The 18,542-nt window shown below is 73.8% G+C and carries 14 protein-coding genes; 10 read left to right on the top strand and 4 right to left on the bottom strand.

Features of this window, described 5'->3' with window-relative positions:
• Positions 1-11: 11 nt before the first annotated feature.
• On the bottom strand, positions 12-434 hold the full coding sequence (locus tag AB0F01_RS06325) for an NADH-quinone oxidoreductase subunit A (RefSeq protein ID WP_362090508.1): 423 nt from the start codon (positions 432-434) through the stop codon (positions 12-14).
• Positions 435-784: 350 nt separating this feature from the next.
• Here AB0F01_RS06325 and AB0F01_RS06320 point away from each other — a divergent pair, with 350 nt between their 5' ends.
• The 5 genes from AB0F01_RS06320 to AB0F01_RS06300 all read left to right on the top strand — a co-directional run bounded on the left by AB0F01_RS06320 (position 785) and on the right by AB0F01_RS06300 (position 8,444).
• Positions 785-2,167, top strand: coding sequence for a sensor domain-containing protein (locus tag AB0F01_RS06320; RefSeq protein WP_362090506.1), 1,383 nt, complete (start codon positions 785-787; stop codon positions 2,165-2,167).
• 279 nt (positions 2,168-2,446) lie between these two features.
• Entirely contained in the window at positions 2,447-3,832 is a 1,386-nt protein-coding gene (locus AB0F01_RS06315; protein WP_362090504.1) for a sensor domain-containing protein, read from the top strand.
• Between the two features lie 156 nt (positions 3,833-3,988).
• The gene (locus tag AB0F01_RS06310) at positions 3,989-4,648 is read left to right on the top strand and encodes a response regulator transcription factor (RefSeq protein ID WP_362092455.1); all 660 of its coding nucleotides are present in this window, start codon (positions 3,989-3,991) and stop codon (positions 4,646-4,648) included.
• 747 nt (positions 4,649-5,395) lie between these two features.
• Positions 5,396-7,324 (top strand): 2-oxoacid:acceptor oxidoreductase subunit alpha, encoded by a 1,929-nt coding sequence (locus AB0F01_RS06305; protein WP_362090502.1) that lies wholly within the window; start codon positions 5,396-5,398, stop codon positions 7,322-7,324.
• Between the two features lie 118 nt (positions 7,325-7,442).
• On the top strand, positions 7,443-8,444 hold the full coding sequence (locus tag AB0F01_RS06300) for a 2-oxoacid:ferredoxin oxidoreductase subunit beta (RefSeq protein ID WP_362092452.1): 1,002 nt from the start codon (positions 7,443-7,445) through the stop codon (positions 8,442-8,444).
• A 304-nt stretch (positions 8,445-8,748) separates the two neighbouring features.
• On the opposite strand, the gene AB0F01_RS06295 is transcribed toward AB0F01_RS06300, so the two are convergent.
• On the bottom strand, positions 8,749-9,090 hold the full coding sequence (locus AB0F01_RS06295; RefSeq protein ID WP_362092449.1) for a helix-turn-helix domain-containing protein: 342 nt from the start codon (positions 9,088-9,090) through the stop codon (positions 8,749-8,751).
• A 138-nt stretch (positions 9,091-9,228) separates the two neighbouring features.
• On the opposite strand from AB0F01_RS06295, the gene AB0F01_RS06290 reads away from it, so the two are divergent.
• The 4 genes from AB0F01_RS06290 to AB0F01_RS06275 all read left to right on the top strand — a co-directional run bounded on the left by AB0F01_RS06290 (position 9,229) and on the right by AB0F01_RS06275 (position 13,314).
• The gene (locus AB0F01_RS06290) at positions 9,229-10,083 is read left to right on the top strand and encodes an SDR family oxidoreductase (protein WP_362092446.1); all 855 of its coding nucleotides are present in this window, start codon (positions 9,229-9,231) and stop codon (positions 10,081-10,083) included.
• 300 nt (positions 10,084-10,383) lie between these two features.
• The gene (gene rarD, locus AB0F01_RS06285; protein ID WP_362090500.1) at positions 10,384-11,478 is read left to right on the top strand and encodes an EamA family transporter RarD; all 1,095 of its coding nucleotides are present in this window, start codon (positions 10,384-10,386) and stop codon (positions 11,476-11,478) included.
• Positions 11,479-11,514: 36 nt separating this feature from the next.
• Positions 11,515-11,991, top strand: a complete 477-nt coding sequence (locus tag AB0F01_RS06280) for a VOC family protein (protein WP_362090498.1) — start codon at positions 11,515-11,517, stop codon at positions 11,989-11,991.
• A gap of 369 nt (positions 11,992-12,360) precedes the next feature.
• Complete coding sequence (locus AB0F01_RS06275) at positions 12,361-13,314, top strand: M28 family metallopeptidase (RefSeq protein WP_362090497.1); 954 nt, start codon at positions 12,361-12,363, stop codon at positions 13,312-13,314.
• Between the two features lie 283 nt (positions 13,315-13,597).
• Here AB0F01_RS06275 and AB0F01_RS06270 read toward each other — a convergent pair whose 3' ends face one another.
• The gene (locus AB0F01_RS06270) at positions 13,598-14,845 is read right to left on the bottom strand and encodes a tetratricopeptide repeat protein (RefSeq protein ID WP_362090495.1); all 1,248 of its coding nucleotides are present in this window, start codon (positions 14,843-14,845) and stop codon (positions 13,598-13,600) included.
• A 386-nt stretch (positions 14,846-15,231) separates the two neighbouring features.
• Here AB0F01_RS06270 and AB0F01_RS06265 point away from each other — a divergent pair, with 386 nt between their 5' ends.
• A complete protein-coding gene (locus AB0F01_RS06265) occupies positions 15,232-16,815 on the top strand; it encodes an amidase (RefSeq protein WP_362090493.1) in 1,584 nt (527 codons plus the stop codon).
• A 363-nt stretch (positions 16,816-17,178) separates the two neighbouring features.
• On the opposite strand, the gene AB0F01_RS06260 is transcribed toward AB0F01_RS06265, so the two are convergent.
• Complete coding sequence (locus AB0F01_RS06260) at positions 17,179-18,414, bottom strand: sigma-E factor regulatory protein RseB domain-containing protein (protein ID WP_362090491.1); 1,236 nt, start codon at positions 18,412-18,414, stop codon at positions 17,179-17,181.
• Positions 18,415-18,542: the final 128 nt, after the last annotated feature.

Here is an 18,542-nt window from a genome sequence, read left to right as displayed (position 1 = left end):
GGTCGCGGGGGTCACGTCCATGTCAGGACGCCCTTCCTGTATGCGTACAGCAGTCCGACGGCGAGGAAGCCGAGGAAGATGAACATCTCCACCAGGGTGGTCGCGCCGTAGCCGTCGGCGGCGAAGACGGTCGCCCACGGGAAGAGGAAGATCGAGTCGACGGCGAAGATGACGTAGAGGAAGGCGTAGACGTAGTAGCGGACCTGGGTGTGGGCCCAACCCTCGCCCACCGGGTCGACACCGCATTCGTACGTCATCAGCTTCTCGGGCGTGGGGACGACGGGCCGCAGCAGCCGGCCCGCGCCGAAGGCCACGGCGACGAACAGCACGCCGACGACGGCGAGCAGTCCGACGACCGAGTACGCCTGGAAGTAGTCCGCCGCGACGACTGTCGAGTCGATGGCGGTCGAGTCGACGACGGTCGGTTCCCGCACGTCCGCCCCTCACTCCTCGGCTGTGTTGTCCCTGATCCGCGCCTGTGACCGTCGGCCGGTACCCGACGGGCCGTCGGACACACTCCCGTCCGGGCCGGTCCGTCCAGGCCACGTCCCGGCCGTGCGGACTGTCCGAGCCGTCCGAGCCGTCCGAGCCGTTCGAACAGTCCGAGCCGTTCGTCCCGGCCGTCGTCCGAGCCGACGATCTGTACGGACGGGAGTCTAGGCCCTGATAAAGGCACGGTAAGCAGCCCGTCACCCACTCCGCGCGCGGGGTGGGGTTTTCCCCAGGGGACGAGGGCGGTCGCCCTCATGGCGCGGGCCCCCGGGTGACGGGCAGGCTAGGGCTCATGACCAAGCATGGCGACCCCGGCGACTCCGGCGGCATCGGCGGCATCGGCGGCTCCGGTGACTCCGGCGACTCCGGCGACTCCGGTGGGCTCCGCGTCCGCGTGGACCGCGGGGCGGGCGACGACCGTCCGCCGCCTCCCCGTTTCGCGTACGACCGGCACACCTGGAAGGAGATCGCCCATCTCCTGCTGAACCTCCCCGTGTCGCTGGTCGGTTTCACCTACGTGGTGACCGTGCTGTTCACGAGTGCCCCGCTGACCGTCACCGTCATCGGGCTCCCGCTGCTCGCCGCCGCGCTGATGGGTGCGCGGCTGCTCGGGAAGGCGGAGCGGGCCCGGGCGAGGGCGTTGCTGGGCGTGCGGATCGAGGAGCCGAGCCGGCTGCCGATGCCGGGCTCCGCCGGGTTCTGGCAGCAGCTGTGGATGGCGCTGAAGGACCCGGTGGGCTGGCGCACCATGCTGTACGAACTCATTCGGCTGCCGTGGGGCGTCCTCACCTTCTCCGTCACGCTGGTCTCGCTGTTCGTGCTGTGGCCGGTGCTGCCCTACCTGGCCCGCGCGATGACCGAGGTGGACCGGGCGATGGTCAGGGGGCTGCTCTCCCCGTCCGACGAGCTGGAACGGCGCATCGCCGAACTGGAGTCGGACCGGGGCGTGGTGGTCGACACGGCGGCGGCCGACCTGCGCCGGATCGAACGCGACCTGCACGACGGCGCGCAGGCCCGGCTGGTCAACCTCGCCATGGGACTGGGCCTGGCCAAGGAGAAGCTGCTGGAGGACCCGGACACGGCGGCTGCGATGGTCGAGGAGGCCCACGGCGAGGTGAAACTGGCCCTGCAGGAACTCCGGGACCTGGCCCGGGGCATCCACCCCGCGGTGCTGACCGACCGGGGCCTGGACGCGGCGCTGTCGTCGGTGGCCACACGCTGCACGGTGCCGGTGAAGGTGACCGTCGACCTGACCGAGCGCCCGGCCGCCGCGATCGAGGGCATCGCGTACTTCACGGTCTCCGAGCTGCTGCAGAACGTGAGCAAGCACAGCGGTGCACGGTCCGCCTCGGTCGACGTGTGGCGCGCCGACGACCGGCTGCTGGTGCAGGTGGAGGACGACGGCCACGGGGGCGCGAGTCTGGAACGGGGCACGGGGATGCGCGGACTCGCCGATCGGCTCGGAGCGGTCGACGGGCTGTTCGTCGTCGACTCCCCGCCGGGCGGCCCGACGACGGTGACGGCGGAACTGCCCTGGCGCGACCGCGCCGAGGACCGTGCCGACGGCGCCCGCGCGCAGCACACCCCACCTGCCCCGCCGACGTCCCACACCCCGCACACCCCGTCCTCCCCGCACACCCCGCCCACGCAGCCCCCGCACCCGACGGCGCGCTGAGGCGCACGTCGGCCCAGCCCACCCCCGCACCCCGCACCCCGCACCCCGCGAACGGACCTGCCCCCGCCCTCGTTCCCCCTGGGTACGGGGGCGCCGGCCGTGCGCCGGGCCGACGGGCACGGCCGGCACGGAAAGGGCCCCCGCAGTGGGGTTAACCCCCGGTCCAGGACTGCGACGGACTCCATGGTCCGCCGACCTGCGACGGAGCAGGCTGGAGTACGACAGCACGGCCGTGGAGTACGACAGCACAGCCGCCGGACGGGGAGAGGGACGACGCCGATGGCCACCGACTACGGACAGGGCGACGGGTACGGCTACGGGCCGGCCCACGGACTCGGCAGCGGACCGGGGCGCCGGGGCACCGCCGGGCGCCGTCACCGGCTGCCGGCCGCGCTGCGGGCGCCGGTCGAGGGGCGCACCTGGCGGGAGCTGGGATACGTCCTGCTGAGCCTGCCGATCAGCATCGTGCTGTTCACCTACGCGGTCACGATGGTGTCGCTGGGGGCCGGTCTGCTGGTGACCTTCCTGGGCGTCCCAGTGCTGGCGGCGGCGCTCGCGGGGTGCCGCGGGATCGGCGTGCTGGAGCGGGCGCGGGCCCGGGTGCTGCTGGACCTGGAGGTCGAGGAACCGGAACCCGTGCGGATGAAGAAGCCGGGGGCGATGGCCTGGATGGGGGCGGTGCTCAAGAGCGGCACCTCCTGGCGGGCCCTGCTGTACTCGGTGCTCCAGATGCCGTGGGCGGTGTTCACCTTCACCGTGACGGTGACGTTCTGGTCGATCGGCTGGACGCTGCTGACGTACCCGCTGTGGTTCTGGGTGTTCCCGGCCTTCGGCAGCCAGGGCGGCATACAGCTGTACGGGGACGGGCAGCACCGCATCTATCTGGACAACGCCTTCGAGGTGACGGTGACCGCGCTGGTCGGCCTGCTGTTCACGATCGCCACGCCGTGGATCGTGCGGGCGCTGACGACGGTCGACCGGGTCATGGTGCACGGGCTGCTGGGTCCGTCGCGGCTGGCGACGCGGGTGGTGGAGCTGGAGTCGGACCGGGGCGTGGTGGTCGACACGGCGGCGGCCGACCTGCGCCGCATCGAACGCGACCTGCACGACGGCGCACAGGCCCGGCTGGTCAACCTCGCCATGGGACTGGGCCTGGCCAAGGAGAAGCTCCGCGAGGACCCGCAGGCCGCGGCCCACATGGTGGACGAGGCGCACGGCGAGGTGAAGACCGCGCTCCAGGAGCTGCGGGACCTGGCCCGGGGCATCCACCCGGCGGTGCTGACCGACCGGGGCCTGGACGCGGCGCTGTCGTCGGTGGCCTCGCGCTGCACGGTGCCGGTGCGGGTCGAGGTGGACCTGACCGAGCGGCCCGCGTCGGCGATCGAGGGCATCGCGTACTTCACGGTCTCCGAGCTGCTGCAGAACATCAGCAAGCACTCGGGCGCGACCGCGGCGAGCGTGGAGGTGTGGCGGACGGAGGACCGGCTGCTGCTCCAGGTGACGGACAACGGTGTGGGCGGCGCCGACGTGTCCGTCGGCTCCGGCCTCGCGGGGCTGGCGGAGCGGCTGGACGCGGTGGACGGCATCCTGGTGGTCGATTCGCCGGCGGGCGGCCCGACCCGCGTGACGGCCGAGCTGCCGTGGCGCACCGAGCCGCACCGGTGAGCCCTGCGCCCCGGTACCCGCACCCGGCGGCGGACACTCCCGCACGCGTTCCCCTCCGCATGTCCGGGACGAACTGGGATGCTGTTCCTGTCGACCGGACCGCCACACGGGCGGTGCCGGGACAGGGCTGGGGGGCCGAGGAACGTGGAGGACAGGGTGCGGGTGGTCATCGCCGAGGACTCGGTGCTGTTGCGGGAGGGACTGACCCGGCTGCTGACCGACCGGGGCCACGACGTGGTGGCCGGGGTCGGCGACGGCGAGGCGCTGATCAAGACCGTCGGCGAACTGGCCGACCAGGGGGAACTCCCGGACGTGGTCGTCGCCGACGTCCGGATGCCGCCGACGCACACCGACGAGGGCGTGCGCGCGGCGGTGCAGCTGCGCAGGTCGCACCCGGGGGTGGGGGTCCTGGTGCTGTCGCAGTACGTGGAGGAGCGCTACGCCACCGAGCTGCTCGCCGGTTCCAGCCGGGGCGTCGGCTACCTGCTGAAGGACCGGGTGGCCGAGGTGCGCGAGTTCGTGGACGCGGTCGTACGGGTGGCCGGGGGCGGTACGGCCCTGGACCCGGAGGTGGTCGCCCAGCTGCTCGGGCGCAGCCGCAAGCAGGACGTGCTCGCGGGACTCACCCCTCGGGAGCGCGAGGTCCTGGGGCTGATGGCCGAGGGGCGCACGAACTCGGCGATCGCCCGGCAGCTGGTGGTGAGCGACGGCGCGGTGGAGAAGCACGTCAGCAACATCTTCATGAAGCTGGGGCTGTCCCCGAGCGACGGCGATCACCGCAGGGTGCTGGCCGTGCTCACCTATCTGAACTCCTGATCCGCCCCCGGTGGGCGGTAGGTCGGTGAGGATCTCGGCGCGGGCCCGCCCCGCCGTCCGGGCCCGCCCCTCGACCGTCTCGCCCGTCGTGAGTCGTTCGCCCGTCGTGACTCGTTCGCCGGTCCTGAGTCGTCCGCCCGACCTGAGTCGTCCGCCGGTCCTGAGTCGTCCGCCCGACCCGTCCGTCGCCGCCGCTCCGTCGTCGTCCGTCCGTCGCCGCCTCTCCGTCGCCGCCTCTCCGTCGCCACCGCCTCTTGGTGACCGATGCCCGGGACCCGGATTACGGTTCACTCCCGCCGGTACCCGAACCCTGAAGGTCGCAGGTTCCCAACCCTGAAGGCGCAGGTCCCCGACCCCGGAGCCCTCCCCGACCCGGCGCCTTCCCGAACCCGGGACTTTCCCGGATCCGGAGGGCTCCAGGTCCCCGGGGCTTCCGCGACCGGCGCCGCTCCCCGGCGGACGCGCGCCCGCCCGTACGGGCGATTTCCGTGGCCGCGGGCGCGGCGGTGTGACCGGGCGCCGAACCGGCGCGGGAGCGGGCCGCGTCTTGGATGGCAAGGGTGCGGACCCGGGAACGGGCGGGATGCAAGGGAAAAGGCGGGACACATCGGTGCGTCGTGACGGGCCGCGTTCGGGTCCAACATGCGAATCACTCAAGGAAGGCGACCCTTACGGACGTAGGGTTGATCCAGGGAGGGCCTGCGGGAGGGCCCGTCCCGGACAGCCGCCTCGAGGAGGTCCAGTTCAGTGACCAGTCAGGTCAGCAGCCCAGCGGAGCAGGCCGACGGAGCAGTCGTAGGAGAGCAGCGCACAGCGGCGGGGGCGAAGGACGTCCGCCGGCTCGACCGGGTGATCATCAGGTTCGCGGGGGACTCGGGTGACGGCATGCAGCTCACCGGTGACCGCTTCACCTCCGAGACCGCGTCCTTCGGCAACGACCTGTCGACGCTGCCGAACTTCCCCGCGGAGATCCGCGCGCCGGCCGGCACCCTGCCGGGTGTCTCGTCCTTCCAGTTGCACTTCGCCGACCACGACATCCTGACCCCGGGTGACGCGCCGAACGTGCTGGTGGCGATGAACCCGGCCGCCCTGAAGGCGAACGTCGGGGACCTGCCGCGCGGCGCCGAGATCATCGTCAACACGGACGAGTTCACCAAGCGGGCGATGGCCAAGGTCGGCTACGACAGCAACCCGCTGGAGGACGGTTCGCTCGACGGCTACCACCTCCATCCGGTGCCGCTGACGACGCTCACGGTCGAGGCCCTGAAGGACTTCGAGCTGAGCCGCAAGGAGGCCGAGCGCAGCAAGAACATGTTCGCGCTGGGCCTGCTGAGCTGGATGTACCACCGGCCCACCGAGGGCACGGAGCGCTTCCTGAGGTCGAAGTTCGCGAAGAAGCCGGACATCGCGGCGGCCAACATCGCGGCCTACCGGGCCGGCTGGAACTTCGGCGAGACGACCGAGGACTTCGCCGTCTCCTACGAGGTGGCCCCGGCGGCGACGGCGTTCCCGCCGGGCGTGTACCGGAACATCTCGGGGAACCTGGCGCTGGCCTACGGGCTGATCGCGGCGTCCCGGCAGGCGGACCTGCCGCTGTTCCTGGGGTCCTACCCGATCACCCCCGCGTCCGACATCCTGCACGAGCTGAGCCGCCACAAGAACTTCGGCGTGCGCACCTTCCAGGCGGAGGACGAGATCGCGGGCATCGGCGCGGCACTGGGGGCGGCCTTCGGGGGTTCGCTCGCGGTCACCACGACCTCCGGTCCCGGCGTGGCGCTGAAGTCGGAGACCATCGGGCTGGCGGTGTCGCTGGAGCTGCCGCTGCTGATCGTGGACATCCAGCGTGGCGGCCCGTCGACGGGGCTGCCGACCAAGACCGAGCAGGCGGACCTGCTGCAGGCGATGTACGGGCGCAACGGCGAGGCCCCGGTCCCGGTGGTAGCACCGCGCACGCCGGCGGACTGCTTCGACGCGGCCCTGGAGGCCGCCCGGATCGCGCTGACGTACCGGACGCCGGTGTTCCTGCTGTCCGACGGCTACCTGGCCAACGGCTCGGAGCCCTGGCGGGTGCCGGACCTGGAGGAGCTGCCGGACCTCGGGGTGCAGTTCGCGCAGGGCCCGAACCACACCACCGAGGACGGCACGGAGGTGTTCTGGCCGTACAAGCGGGACCCCGAGACGCTGGCCCGGCCGTGGGCCATCCCCGGCACCCCGGGCCTGGAGCACCGCATCGGCGGCATCGAGAAGCAGGACGGCACGGGCAACATCTCCTACGATCCGGCCAACCACGACTTCATGGTCCGCACCCGGCAGGCCAAGGTCGACGGCATCGACGTGCCCGACCTGGAGGTGGACGACCCGGACGGCGCGCGGACCCTGGTCCTGGGCTGGGGGTCGACGTACGGGCCGATCACGGCGGCCGTGCGGCGGCTGCGCAGAGCCGGCGAGGCGGTGGCGCAGGCGCACCTGCGGCACGTCAACCCCTTCCCGAAGAACCTCGGGGACGTGCTGCGGTCGTACGACAAGGTGGTGGTCCCCGAGATGAACCTGGGCCAGCTCGCCACCTTGATCCGGGCGAAGTACCTGGTCGACGCGGAGTCCTACAACCAGGTCAACGGCATGCCGTTCAAGGCGGAGCAGCTCGCAACGGCTCTGAAGGAGGCCATCGATGGCTGAGACGTCCACACGAGGCGCGGCGACGGGCCCGGACACGGGCGCGGGCGCGGGATCCGAGGCGGGCACCGGCACGCTCGGGCCCCTCTCGCTCGTGCCGAAGGCCGAGGGCAAGCAGTCCATGAAGGACTTCAAGTCCGACCAGGAAGTGCGCTGGTGCCCCGGTTGCGGTGACTACGCCGTGCTCGCCGCCGTGCAGGGCTTCATGCCCGAGCTCGGCCTGGCGCGGGAGAACATCGTCTTCGTCTCCGGCATCGGCTGCTCCTCCCGCTTCCCGTACTACATGAACACCTACGGGATGCACTCCATCCACGGCCGCGCCCCGGCCATCGCCACCGGCCTCGCGGCCTCCCGGCGCGATCTGAGCGTGTGGGTGGTCACGGGGGACGGCGACGCGCTGTCCATCGGCGGCAACCACCTGATCCACGCCCTGCGCCGCAACGTCAACCTGAAGATCCTGCTGTTCAACAACCGGATCTACGGTCTGACCAAGGGCCAGTACAGCCCGACCTCCGAGGTCGGGAAGATCACCAAGTCGACGCCGATGGGCTCGCTGGACGCCCCGTTCAACCCGGTGTCGCTGGCGCTGGGCGCGGAGGCGTCGTTCGTGGCCCGCACGGTCGACTCGGACCGCAAGCACCTCACCGGGGTGCTGCGCCAGGCCGCCGCTCACCCGGGCACGGCCCTGGTGGAGATCTACCAGAACTGCAACATCTTCAACGACGGCGCCTTCGAGGTCCTCAAGGACCGGCAGCAGGCCGAGGAGGCGGTGATCCGGCTCGAACACGGTCAGCCGATCCGCTTCGGCAGCGAGGGATCCAAGGGGGTCGTGCGGGACCGGCTGACGGGCGACCTCCGGATCGTCGCGGTCACCCCGGAGAACGAGGCCGACATCCTGGTCCACGACGCGCACGCCGCGTCGCCGACCACCGCGTTCGCGCTCTCCCGGCTCGCCGACCCGGACACGCTGCACCACACCCCGATCGGCGTGCTGCGCTCCGTGGACCGCCCGGTCTACGACACGCTGATGTCGGACCAGCTCGACACCGCGGTCGAGCAGCACGGCAAGGGCGACCTCGCCGCGCTCCTCGCGGGCGGCGACACGTGGACCGTCGTGGGCTGAACCGGGGTGAACCCGGGGGCACCGACGGACGGGGCCCACCGCGTACCGGCACGGCGGGGCCCGGACACCGAGCGGTGTCCGGGCCCCGCCGTGTGTGCGGTGGCCGCAGGGTTCCGGGGGTCGCCCCGGACACCCGCGGGGCCACGACGACGGCCGCGGTGGCCTCAAGAGGCGGCGCGACCGTGGTGACTTCGGGGGGGGCGGCGCGGACTGCTGTGGCTCCGGGGGGCGGCGCGGGCCCCGGTGGCTTCACGGGCGGCGCGGACTGCTGTGGCTCCGGGGGGCGGCGCGGGCCGCGGTGGCTTCAGGAGGCGGCGCGGGCCGCGTCGTACGTCTGCCGGGCGGCGAGCACGTCGGGCGTGCGGCGCTCGGTCCACCGGGCCAGCTCGCGGACCTGCTCGGCGGCCTCCCGGCCCAGGCCGGTGAGGGAGTAGTCGACGCGCGGCGGGATGACCGGCCGGGCGTCGCGGTGCACCAGGCCGTCGCGTTCCAGCGTCTGGAGGGTCTGGGTGAGCATCTTCTCGCTGACCCTGCCGATGGCCCGGCGCAGTTCGCCGAAGCGGTGCGGCCGGTCGAGCAGCAGGATGAGCACCAGTACGCCCCAGCGGCTGGTCACGTGTTCCAGGATCAGCCGGTGGGGACACATCGCCTCGGCTTCGTCCCGTGCCGTACGTCCACTGACCGTCACACCAGTACCTTACTTCAAGGTGGGTACTTTCAATAAGTTAGCACCTCTCCTACGGTGAGTGGGGAAGCCACCCACCCGCACAAGGAGTCGCACACCATGGGCATCGTCGTCACCGGCGCCACCGGACACCTCGGCCGGCACGTCGTCGGGCAGCTGCTGGAGAAGGTCCCCGCGGACCGGATCACCGCCGTCGTCCGGAACGCCGACAGGGCCGCGGACCTCGCCGAGCGCGGCGTCCGGATCGCCGTGGCCGACTACAACGCGCCCGAGACCTTCGACGGCGTCCTCGCGGCCGGGGACAAGGTGCTGCTGATCTCCGGCAGCGAGGTGGACCAGGACCGGGTCGCCCAGCACCGCGTGGTGATCGACGCCGCCCGGGCCGCCGGGGTCGCCCTGCTCGCCTACACCAGCGCGCCCGGCACGCTGACCGCCTCCCTCGCCGACGCCCACCGGGGCACCGAGGAGGTGCTGCGCGGCTCGGGACTGCCGTACACGCTGCTGCGCAACTGCTGGTACCACGAGGTCTACACCGAGAACCTCGCCCCGGTCCTGGAACACCGCGCGGTGGTCGCGGCGGCCGGCGGGGGCCGGGTGTCGTCCGCGTCGCGCGCCGACTACGCCGCTGCCGCCGTCGCCGTGCTGACCGGCGAGGGCCACGAGAACAAGACCTACGAGCTCGGCGGCGACCGGGCGTGGAGCTTCGCCGAGTACGCGGCCGAGCTGAGCCGGCAGACCGGCGAGGAGATCGCCTACCGGGAGGTCACGGTCGAGGAGCTGACCGGAGTCCTCACCGGTGCGGGCCTGCCCGAGCCGGTGGCCGCCGTCTACGCGGGCGTGGATGCCTCCATCGCGAAGGGCGAGTTGGTCGTCGACAGCGGCGACCTGTCCCGTCTGGCCGGCCGTCCGACCACCCCGCTGTCCGAGGCGATCGCCGCCGCCCTGAAGGGCTGACCGGCGCCCACGCGGCGCCACCGCGGCACCTCGCCCCCGCCCCCGTCACCCTGGCCGGGGCGGGGGGCGCCGCCGTCACCGGACGCCCCGGTGACCGGCGTCTCCCGTCGCCCGCTACCGCGCCCCCGCGCCCCGTCCCGCTCTCCGCGCCCCGTCTGTTCTCCGCACCCGGGCCCGGCCCCCGCACCCGTCATGACCGTATCGCGGTACGGACATGACAGGCGGGGGCCCGCGGCGTTACCGTCGAACAGTTCGGGCGGCGCCCGGACACGGCACACGCAGGGAACCGAGGGAGGGCCAGTGACCGGGAAGCCGGCCGCCGAAGGGCGCACAGGACTGCTGAACGGCTTCGCGGCCTATGGCATGTGGGGCCTGGTCCCCCTCTTCTGGCCCCTGCTGATGCCCGCCGGTGCGGTGGAGATCCTCGCCCACCGGATGGTGTGGTCCCTGCTCTTCGTCGGCGTCGCCCTGCTGCTCGTCCGCCGCTGGGCCTGGCTCGGCGAACTGCTGCGGCAGCCGCGCCGGCTGGCGCTGGTGGCGCTGGCCGCGGCGGTCATCACCGTCAACTGGGGCGTCTACATCTGGGCGGTCAACTCCGGGCACGTCGTCGAGGCGTCCCTCGGCTACTTCATCAACCCGCTCGTCACGATCGCCATGGGCGTGCTGCTGCTGAAGGAGCGCCTGCGCCCGGCGCAGTGGGCGGCCGTCGGCGTCGGCGCCGCGGCGGTCGCCGTCCTCACCGTCGGGTACGGGCAGCCGCCGTGGATCTCGCTCTGCCTCGCCTTCTCGTTCGCCACCTACGGGCTGGTGAAGAAGAAGGTCGACCTCGACGGGGTCGAGTCACTGGCCGCGGAGAGCGCGATCCAGTTCCTGCCCGCGCTCGGCTACCTGATGTGGCTGGGCAGCCGGGGCGAGGCCACCTTCGGCACCGAGGGCACCGGCCACGTGCTGCTGCTGGTCGCCTCCGGACTCGTCACCGCGCTGCCGCTGGTCTGCTTCGGCGCCGCCGCCATCCGCGTGCCGCTGTCGACGCTGGGGCTCCTGCAGTACATGACGCCGGTCTTCCAGTTCCTGCTCGGCGTCCTGTACTTCAAGGAGGCCATGCCGCCCGAACGCTGGGCCGGGTTCGCGCTGGTGTGGCTGGCGCTGACGCTGCTCACCTGGGACGCGCTGCGCACCGCCCGCCGGACCGCACGCACCCTCGCCGAACACCGGGCCGCAGGCCGGACGACCGCCGACGGCCCGCGCGCGGGCGGCACGGCACGCACCCCGGAGCCGGAGCCGATACCCGCACCGGTGCCGGTGCCGGCGGGCCCGGAGGCCGCCGCCCCGTCGGCCGGCGTACCGCCGCGGCCCGACGCACCCGGGAGCGACACGGCCCGCTCCTGTCCGTGACGCGCTCAGCGGCGCCGACGCGGTAGAACTGCGGACATGAAACAGACGTCGGCACCGCCCGTCCCCGTGCACTGGAAGCTGGTCATCGACGCGGAGGACCCCCACGCCCAGGCGGACTTCTGGGCCGCGGCCCTCGGCTACCTGGTCGAGGACAACAGCGCCCTCATCGGACAGTTGCTCGCCTCCGGCGCCCTGCCCGCCGAGGCGGTTATGGAGCACCGGGGCCGCCACGCCTTCCGGGACCTGATCGGGGTACGGCACCCCGACGACCCCTACCAGGAGGCGAGCGGCACGGGGCTGGGGCGGCGGCTGCTCTTCCAGCGGGTCCCGGAGGCGAAGTCGGCCAAGAACCGGCTGCACCTCGACCTCCACCCGGAACCGGCGGACAGCCGCGAGGAGGAGGTCCGCCGGCTGGAGCGGCTGGGTGCGCGGGTGCTGCGGGAGGTGCGGGGACCCTCCGGGTCGTGGACCGTGATGACCGACCCCGAGTCGAACGAGTTCTGCGTGCACTGAGCAGCACCGGGGCCTCGACCACCGCGCTCCGGCGACGCGGGCGGAGACGGCGGGAGCGGCGGAGACGGCGGAGACGGCGGAAACAACGGGGACAACGGGGACAACGGAGGCATCGGCAGCGGACTTGAGTGGGACTCCCGGGCGGCGACCGCCCGGCCGTGCACCCCGGGCCCGCTGTGCGGTGCGCGTCCCGCACGGGCCCGCTCCGCGCTTCCCGTACGGTCCCGTTGGCCTCCGGAATGTGTGAACGGGTGTCCTGATACCGCTCTTGACGGAGATTCAGTTTCAGCCTCACCATCCAGGCACCCCCACACCCAGGGGATGCCTGTGGACTCCCACGGGCTCACCCGAGGAACTCGGAGCCCCCCCATGAAGCTCTCCGTTTCCGTCCGTACGGCCGCCGCCGGTGCCGTCGCCACCGCCACCCTGCTGGCCGGCGGCACCGCGTCTGCCGGCGCGGCCCCCGCCCCCGCCCAGCGCGCCGCCGCCGCACCCGACATACCCGTGGCCAACGTCAAGGCCCACCTGTCCCGACTGCAGTCCATAGCCACCGCCAACGGCGGCAACCGTGCCCACGGCCGCCCCGGCTACCAGGCATCCCTCACCTACCTGAAGGACCAGCTGGACGCGGCCGGATTCACGACCCGGGTGCAGCAGTTCACCGCGTCCGGACGCACCGGCTACAACCTCGTCGCCGACTGGCCCGGCGGCGACTCCGAGCACGTTCTGATGGTCGGCGCCCACCTCGACGGGGTCACCTCCGGACCCGCGATCAACGACAACGGTTCCGGCTCCGCCGCCGTGCTGGAGACCGCCCTCGCCGTCGCCCGGACGGGGTACCAGCCCTCCAGCCACCTGCGCTTCGCCTGGTGGGGTGCGGAGGAACTGGGCCTGGTCGGCTCCCGGTACTACGTCGCCCAACTGTCGTCCGCCGACCGCTCCCGCATCGACGGGTACCTGAACTTCGACATGATCGGCTCGCCGAACCCCGGGTACTTCGTCTACGACGACGACCCGGTGATCGAGAAGACCTTCAAGGACTACTTCGCGGGCATCGGCGTCCCCACCGAGATCGAGACCGAGGGCGACGGCCGGTCGGACCACGCGTCCTTCAAGAACGCGGGTGTCCCGGTCGGGGGCCTGTTCACGGGCGCGAGCCGGACCAAGACCACCGCCCAGGCCAGGAAGTGGGGCGGCACGGCGGGCCGGGCGTTCGACCGCTGCTACCACTCCTCGTGCGACACGACGGCCAACATCGACGACACGGCCCTGAACCGCAACAGCGACGCGATCGCCCACACCGTCTGGGAGCTGTCGCAGTGACGCGGTGACGCCGTGCCACACCCCTCAGGGAAGCTCCGGACCCACGGACCCACGGACCCACGGAGCGACGGAGCGACGCGCGGACGGATCGACGCGCGGACGGACCGGCGGGCCCCTTCCGGTCCGCGCCGCCCGGCAGGGCGGGGCCGACCGGATCCGGCGGGCCGCATGAAGGGCTACCTGATCCGGTCCTGCCCCATCGGGCCGCCCGGACCGGGTCGGGTCGGATCGGGCCGGGTCGGACCGATCCGGTCGAGCCGACCCCACAGCAGGGCGGCCCGGCTCAGTCCTGGTCCTGCCGGGTGCGGGCGCGGGTGTGGAGCCGGTCCATGCGGGCGCGGGCCGACTCCAGGGCGTCGGTCTCGGCGCCTGCCGGCCCCCCGTCGGCGGCGAGTTCTGTCCACAGGGCGAGGAGTTCCCGGCCGAGCTCCAGCCCTCGCAGCGGGTCGCGCACCGCCCGCCAGGCGGTGGCGGCACCACGGACGCTGCTGTACGCGCCCTCGGCGTCCCCCGCGCGGCGACGGAGCGCGGCGATGTCGAGGCAGGTCCGCAGGGCGGGCTCGGGTCGCCCGGCCAAGTAGGCGACGTAGGCGGCGAGTTCCCGCACGCGGAGCACCTCGGGGTGCTCCGCTCCCAGGGTGGTCGTCGCCTCGGTCGCGGTCTCCTCGGCCAGTTCCGCGGCCGGGTCCAGCCGGCCGTGCCGGACGGCGTCGCTGATCCGGGCCACGGGCTCGGCCAGCAGGCCGTCCTCGGTCGGACCGGGGTACTCGGACCCGTCGCCCAGCACCGCTTCCGCCACCGCGTCGAACCCTCGGGGCGGGGCCGGCCGGTCGTCGGGGTCGGGGCTCCGGTCCGGGGAGGACCGCGGTGCCCGTCGGGGCCCGTCGTCGGCGACGACGGGGTGCGGCTTCGCCTCCATCACCGGAGGCGGACCGAAGGTCCCGGTCGGCGGCGCCACCGTGCCGAACGGCACGGCCCGGACCGGGTCGCCGACCGGCAGCGGGGCCGGGGGACGCACCACGGCGCTCCGCGCGCCCACGGCGTCGGGTGCCGGGGCCTGCGGCGGCGCGGAGGGGGCCGGAGGCGCGGAGGGGGCCGGGGGTGCGAGGGGAGGGGCGGGCGGTGCGGGCTGCGCGTGCTCCGTGGACGGCGAGGGGGGTGCGGGGGGTACGGGGGGTACGGGGGCAGCCGGTGCGGGTGCCGGGCGCGGGCCGGTCGGCACCGGGTCCGCGGTGAAGCGGCTGGAGCCGTCCGGCTCGACCCGGAGCGGGACGACGAAGCCGATGCGCTCGTCACGGACCGTCGCCAGGACCGCGTGCCCGGCGGCGCGGGCCATGCGCTGGAGGCGGTCCAGGACGGCCTGCTGCACTTCCTCCCCGGGTGCGACGGTCACCGGCACCCCGCCGACCGACGCGACGGCGTCACCGGCCCCGTGGGCGGGGATGCGGACCTCGATCGGCCCGGCGGCATCGTGCGTCGTGTGCGCCGCCTGCTGCTGTTCCCGCTTCTTCTCGCGGCTGAGTCGCGCCATGGTCCCCTCATTCGGGTCGTACACCTACCGACCAGTCTGTCCGCCTCCCCCGGTTTCTCACGTCACCGCGGTGTCACAGGCTCGTCCCAACGACCGTCCGCCCCCGTGCCGGGCTCGCGTCGGGTGTGGCGAGGGGATCCGGCGAGGCGTGAGGGGGCCACCGGGGCTCGTGGGACCGCGACACGATCGGCACGCCCGGTCGAGCGGGTGCCTACGAAGAAGCGGAGGGGAAGGACGGGGACGGGCACGAAGGGGCATGAAGGGGCATGGAGAGGAATGGAGGAGCGGGGACGAATGGGGAGGGGCATGGAGCAGCGGGGACGAGCGGGGCGGGAGCGGGGAGGGGCATGGCGGGAGCGGCCGGCGACGGAGGGTACGGGACCGACATGCGGCAGCGACCGGCACCCGGCGACGGTGCGTCGGTGACGGGGACGGGCCGTCCCACCGATGCGCACGGCCCCCTCGGCACCTCGGGCGGGGCGTTGCCACTCCTGGCCGGCGAGTCGCCCGACACGGCCGGGGAGATCGCGCGGGCCGTGCGGGAGGGCCGGGTGCGGGCGGTCGACGTGGTGGCGGGGGCGCTGGAACGCGTCGAACGGGCCGATCCGGAGCTGTGCGCGTTCCTCGACGTGTGGGCCGACGAGGCGTTGCGACGGGCGGCGGAGGTCGACGCGCGGGTGGCCGAGGCGCACGCACGGGTGGCGGCGGGGCGAGCGCGGGTGACGGACACGGACGCCCGGGTGACCGCGCATGACCCGCAGGTGACGGACGTGGACGCACAGGTGGCCGCGGAGCGCGCACGCGCGCACGGCACCGGGAGTCCTCTCGCGCACGGCTCCCCCACGGACCTGCCGCTGGCCGGGGTGCCGATCGCCGTGAAGGGGCGGCACGGGATGCGGGCCGCGGGTCCCCTGTCGGCCGCCGGTGCCGTCGTGGTCGGCACCACGTCGGTTCCGGGGCCGGGACCGCCCTGGCAGACCTGGGGGCGCGGCGCCCACGGCCGCACGGTCAACCCCTGGCGCGCCGACCGCACTCCGGGCGGTTCCTCGGCCGGTGCCGCGGTGGCGGTGGCGGCCGGGCTGGTCCCGCTGGCGACGGGCAGCGACGGGGCCGGTTCGGTGCGCCTGCCGGCGGCCTGGTGCGGGGTGGTCGGCCTCAAGGTGACCAACGGCCGCCTCCCGTCGTCCGACCGTACGGGCCTGGCGGCGCCCGGGGTCCTCGCGCGGACGGCACGGGACGCGGCGCTCTGGTGGCAGGTGGTGTCCGCGGCCCCGGGCCACGGCGGGACCGTGACCGGCACGAACTGCGACGGGTCCCCGCCCGGCGGCCACCGGTCCTCACCGGTCCTCGGCCCGTTCGCCCCGTACGGAGAAGGCTCGGCGGCCCCGGGCACCCGGGGTGTCCCGCCCGTACCGCCGAGGTTCCCCGTGGACGCCGTCTGGTCGCCCGACCTGGGGTTCGCCGACCCCGATCCCGAGCCGGTCGCGCTCGCCCGGAGTGCGGTGCGGCGGCTCGTCGACGCGGGGGTGGTCCGGCTGGTCGAGCCGCGCGTCCCGCCCCGGCTCCTGGACCCCGCCCCCGCCTGGCTCGCCCTGCGGACCGGCCGGACCGGAACGGCCGGGGGCGCGGCCGCCCCCACGGACGACGGCACGGCCGGGGCCGGGGCGCTCCGGCGGGAGAACGACGCGCGCCTGGCCCGCGTGTTCGCCGAAGCCCCCCTGCTGCTCACGCCCACGGCGCCGACCGCCCCGCACGGCCACGAGGGCCCCGGGGACGTTTACTCGACCGCCCTCACCTGGGCGTTCAACCTGAGCGGGCACCCGGCGGCGAGCCTCCCGGCCGGATTCGGCACCGACGGCTGCCCGGCGGGCCTGCAAGTGGTGGCTCCGCACGGGCGGGAGGACCTGCTGCTGGCCGTGGCACAGGCGGCGGAGGCGGACGGTCGGCCGCGCGCGGAGGCGGACACGTAGGCGGAGGCGGACACGTAGGCGGGGGCGCGGGCGGGCACGTAGGCGGGGGCGCGGGCGGGCACGTAGGTGCGGGCGCGGGCGGGCACGGAGGTGCGGGCGGCACCTGTGGAGGGCCGCCGGCGCCCCGGCGCAACGGTGGTGCCGGTCCCCCGGGGGGTCAGGGCGGCGGAGCGCTCGGTACCGCCGCCGCGCCGACGGCGAAGCCCGCCGGAACGGCCTGGCAGGACCGGTCCCGGCGGGCTGGGAGGGCCGGTCACGGCGGGCTGGAAACACCAGGTGACGCGGGCCGACGGCCCCCGGCGGACCCACGGCCCTCGGCGCCGACCGTCCCGGTAGGGCCGCCCGCCTCGGCCCCGTGTGGGGCTACTTCGCCCCGTCGGCCGCCTTCACCAGGGCGTCCTTGGTGACCGCGCCGACGTAGACGGTGCCGTCCTCGGTGATCAGGGCGTTGACCAGGCGGGTGCTGAACACCGTGCCGGTGCCGAACTCGCCCTTGACCTGGTCGCCGAGGGAGCCGAGGAAGCCGTCGAGGTCGCTGCCGGTGCCGCCCGCGGGCAGGCCCGGGTCGCCGGTGTCGAAGGTGGCGACGGAGTTCCAGCCCTCGCCGAGGACCTTCATGCCGTCGAGGCCCTTGCCGAGGTCCTCCTCGGACTTCGGGGCCTTCCCGGGCCGGTCGGAGTCCTTGCCGGCGTGCCGCTCCGCCTGCTTCTCCAGTGCGCCCTCCTCGGTCACCTTCGCGCCCTCGGGCGGGGTGAAGTCGAAGGTCGACGCGGCGGGCCGGGCGAAGCTGACCTTGGTGAAGCCGACGTCGACGACGGCCGCGCCGCCGCTCGCCGGGGTGAGCGTGAACTTCAGCGGCATGCCGGTCTCGTGGTCCACGGCGATGCTGATCGCGCCGACCGTGGAGCCGGACTGCCGGGGCTTGACGACCAGCTTGTAGGCGTCCCGACCGGCCACCTGGGCGGTGCCGTCCACGGTCACGGAGGTGGTGTCGTCGACCGCCTTCAGGGCCTCCTCGGCGAAGTCCTTCGGGGTGGCGGGCGGCTGGTGCTCGCCGCGCTCCCCGCCGGGCTGCTCGTCGACCGTGCCGTGGAACACCTCGTCGGACTTGCTGTCGTAGCCCCAGACGTTCTTGCCGTTGTGGATGAGGCTGTACTCGTCGGAGCCGTCGAGGAGGGACAGCTTCTGCCGCTCCGGGCCGTCGGCGGCGACGCGCAGCGTGTGGGTACCGGAGGCCAGCTCGGTCAGCTTGGCGGACGGGTCGGCGGAGGATCCGTCCCCGCCCTGGCCGAGGGCACCGGAGGTGAGGCTGCTCTCCAGCCCTCCGAGGTCGGGCAGGCCGAGGTCGGTGGTGACCTTCACGGTGCCGGACAGCTGCTCCACGTCCGACTTCGCGATCTTCTCGATGAGCTGGGCGGCGGTGATGTCCGGCAGGTCGGGGTCACCGGAGCTGGCGATGGCGGGCACCAGCCCGATGGTCGCGGCCGCCACCCCCATCACCGTGACCGGGACGACGTACCGGGCGGCCCTGCGACGGGCCGGGCCGGGCTCGACGGCCGGCTCCGCGGGCGTCTGGTCGTCGGATGCGTTCGGTGCCATGTGTGCCTTACCTCCTGGTCGGCGGCGGCCTGCGTCGCGTGCTGCGCACCTGTTCACCCCGAGCCGCCGTTCTCACCCGAATCGGTGAGGACTGGTGATGTCCGTCGTGTTCCATCTGACCAAACCGC

It is taken from the genome of Streptomyces sp. NPDC029526 (genome assembly GCF_040637405.1).
In the GTDB taxonomy this organism is placed as follows: domain Bacteria; phylum Actinomycetota; class Actinomycetes; order Streptomycetales; family Streptomycetaceae; genus Streptomyces.
The sequence above is the reverse complement of the archived record's forward strand: the minus strand, read 5'-3'. Positions and strand labels throughout refer to the sequence as shown.

Coding starts and splice junctions, on each gene's coding strand:
- AB0F01_RS06275 (WP_362090497.1), top strand. CDS start 12,361: ATGAAGCTCTCCGTTTCCGTCCGTACGGCCGCCGCCGGTGCCGTCGCC.
- AB0F01_RS06270 (WP_362090495.1), bottom strand. CDS start 14,845: ATGGCGCGACTCAGCCGCGAGAAGAAGCGGGAACAGCAGCAGGCGGCG.
- AB0F01_RS06320 (WP_362090506.1), top strand. CDS start 785: ATGACCAAGCATGGCGACCCCGGCGACTCCGGCGGCATCGGCGGCATC.
- AB0F01_RS06290 (WP_362092446.1), top strand. CDS start 9,229: ATGGGCATCGTCGTCACCGGCGCCACCGGACACCTCGGCCGGCACGTC.
- AB0F01_RS06315 (WP_362090504.1), top strand. CDS start 2,447: ATGGCCACCGACTACGGACAGGGCGACGGGTACGGCTACGGGCCGGCC.
- AB0F01_RS06280 (WP_362090498.1), top strand. CDS start 11,515: ATGAAACAGACGTCGGCACCGCCCGTCCCCGTGCACTGGAAGCTGGTC.
- AB0F01_RS06260 (WP_362090491.1), bottom strand. CDS start 18,414: ATGGCACCGAACGCATCCGACGACCAGACGCCCGCGGAGCCGGCCGTC.
- AB0F01_RS06295 (WP_362092449.1), bottom strand. CDS start 9,090: ATGTGTCCCCACCGGCTGATCCTGGAACACGTGACCAGCCGCTGGGGC.
- AB0F01_RS06265 (WP_362090493.1), top strand. CDS start 15,232: ATGCGGCAGCGACCGGCACCCGGCGACGGTGCGTCGGTGACGGGGACG.
- AB0F01_RS06300 (WP_362092452.1), top strand. CDS start 7,443: ATGAAGGACTTCAAGTCCGACCAGGAAGTGCGCTGGTGCCCCGGTTGC.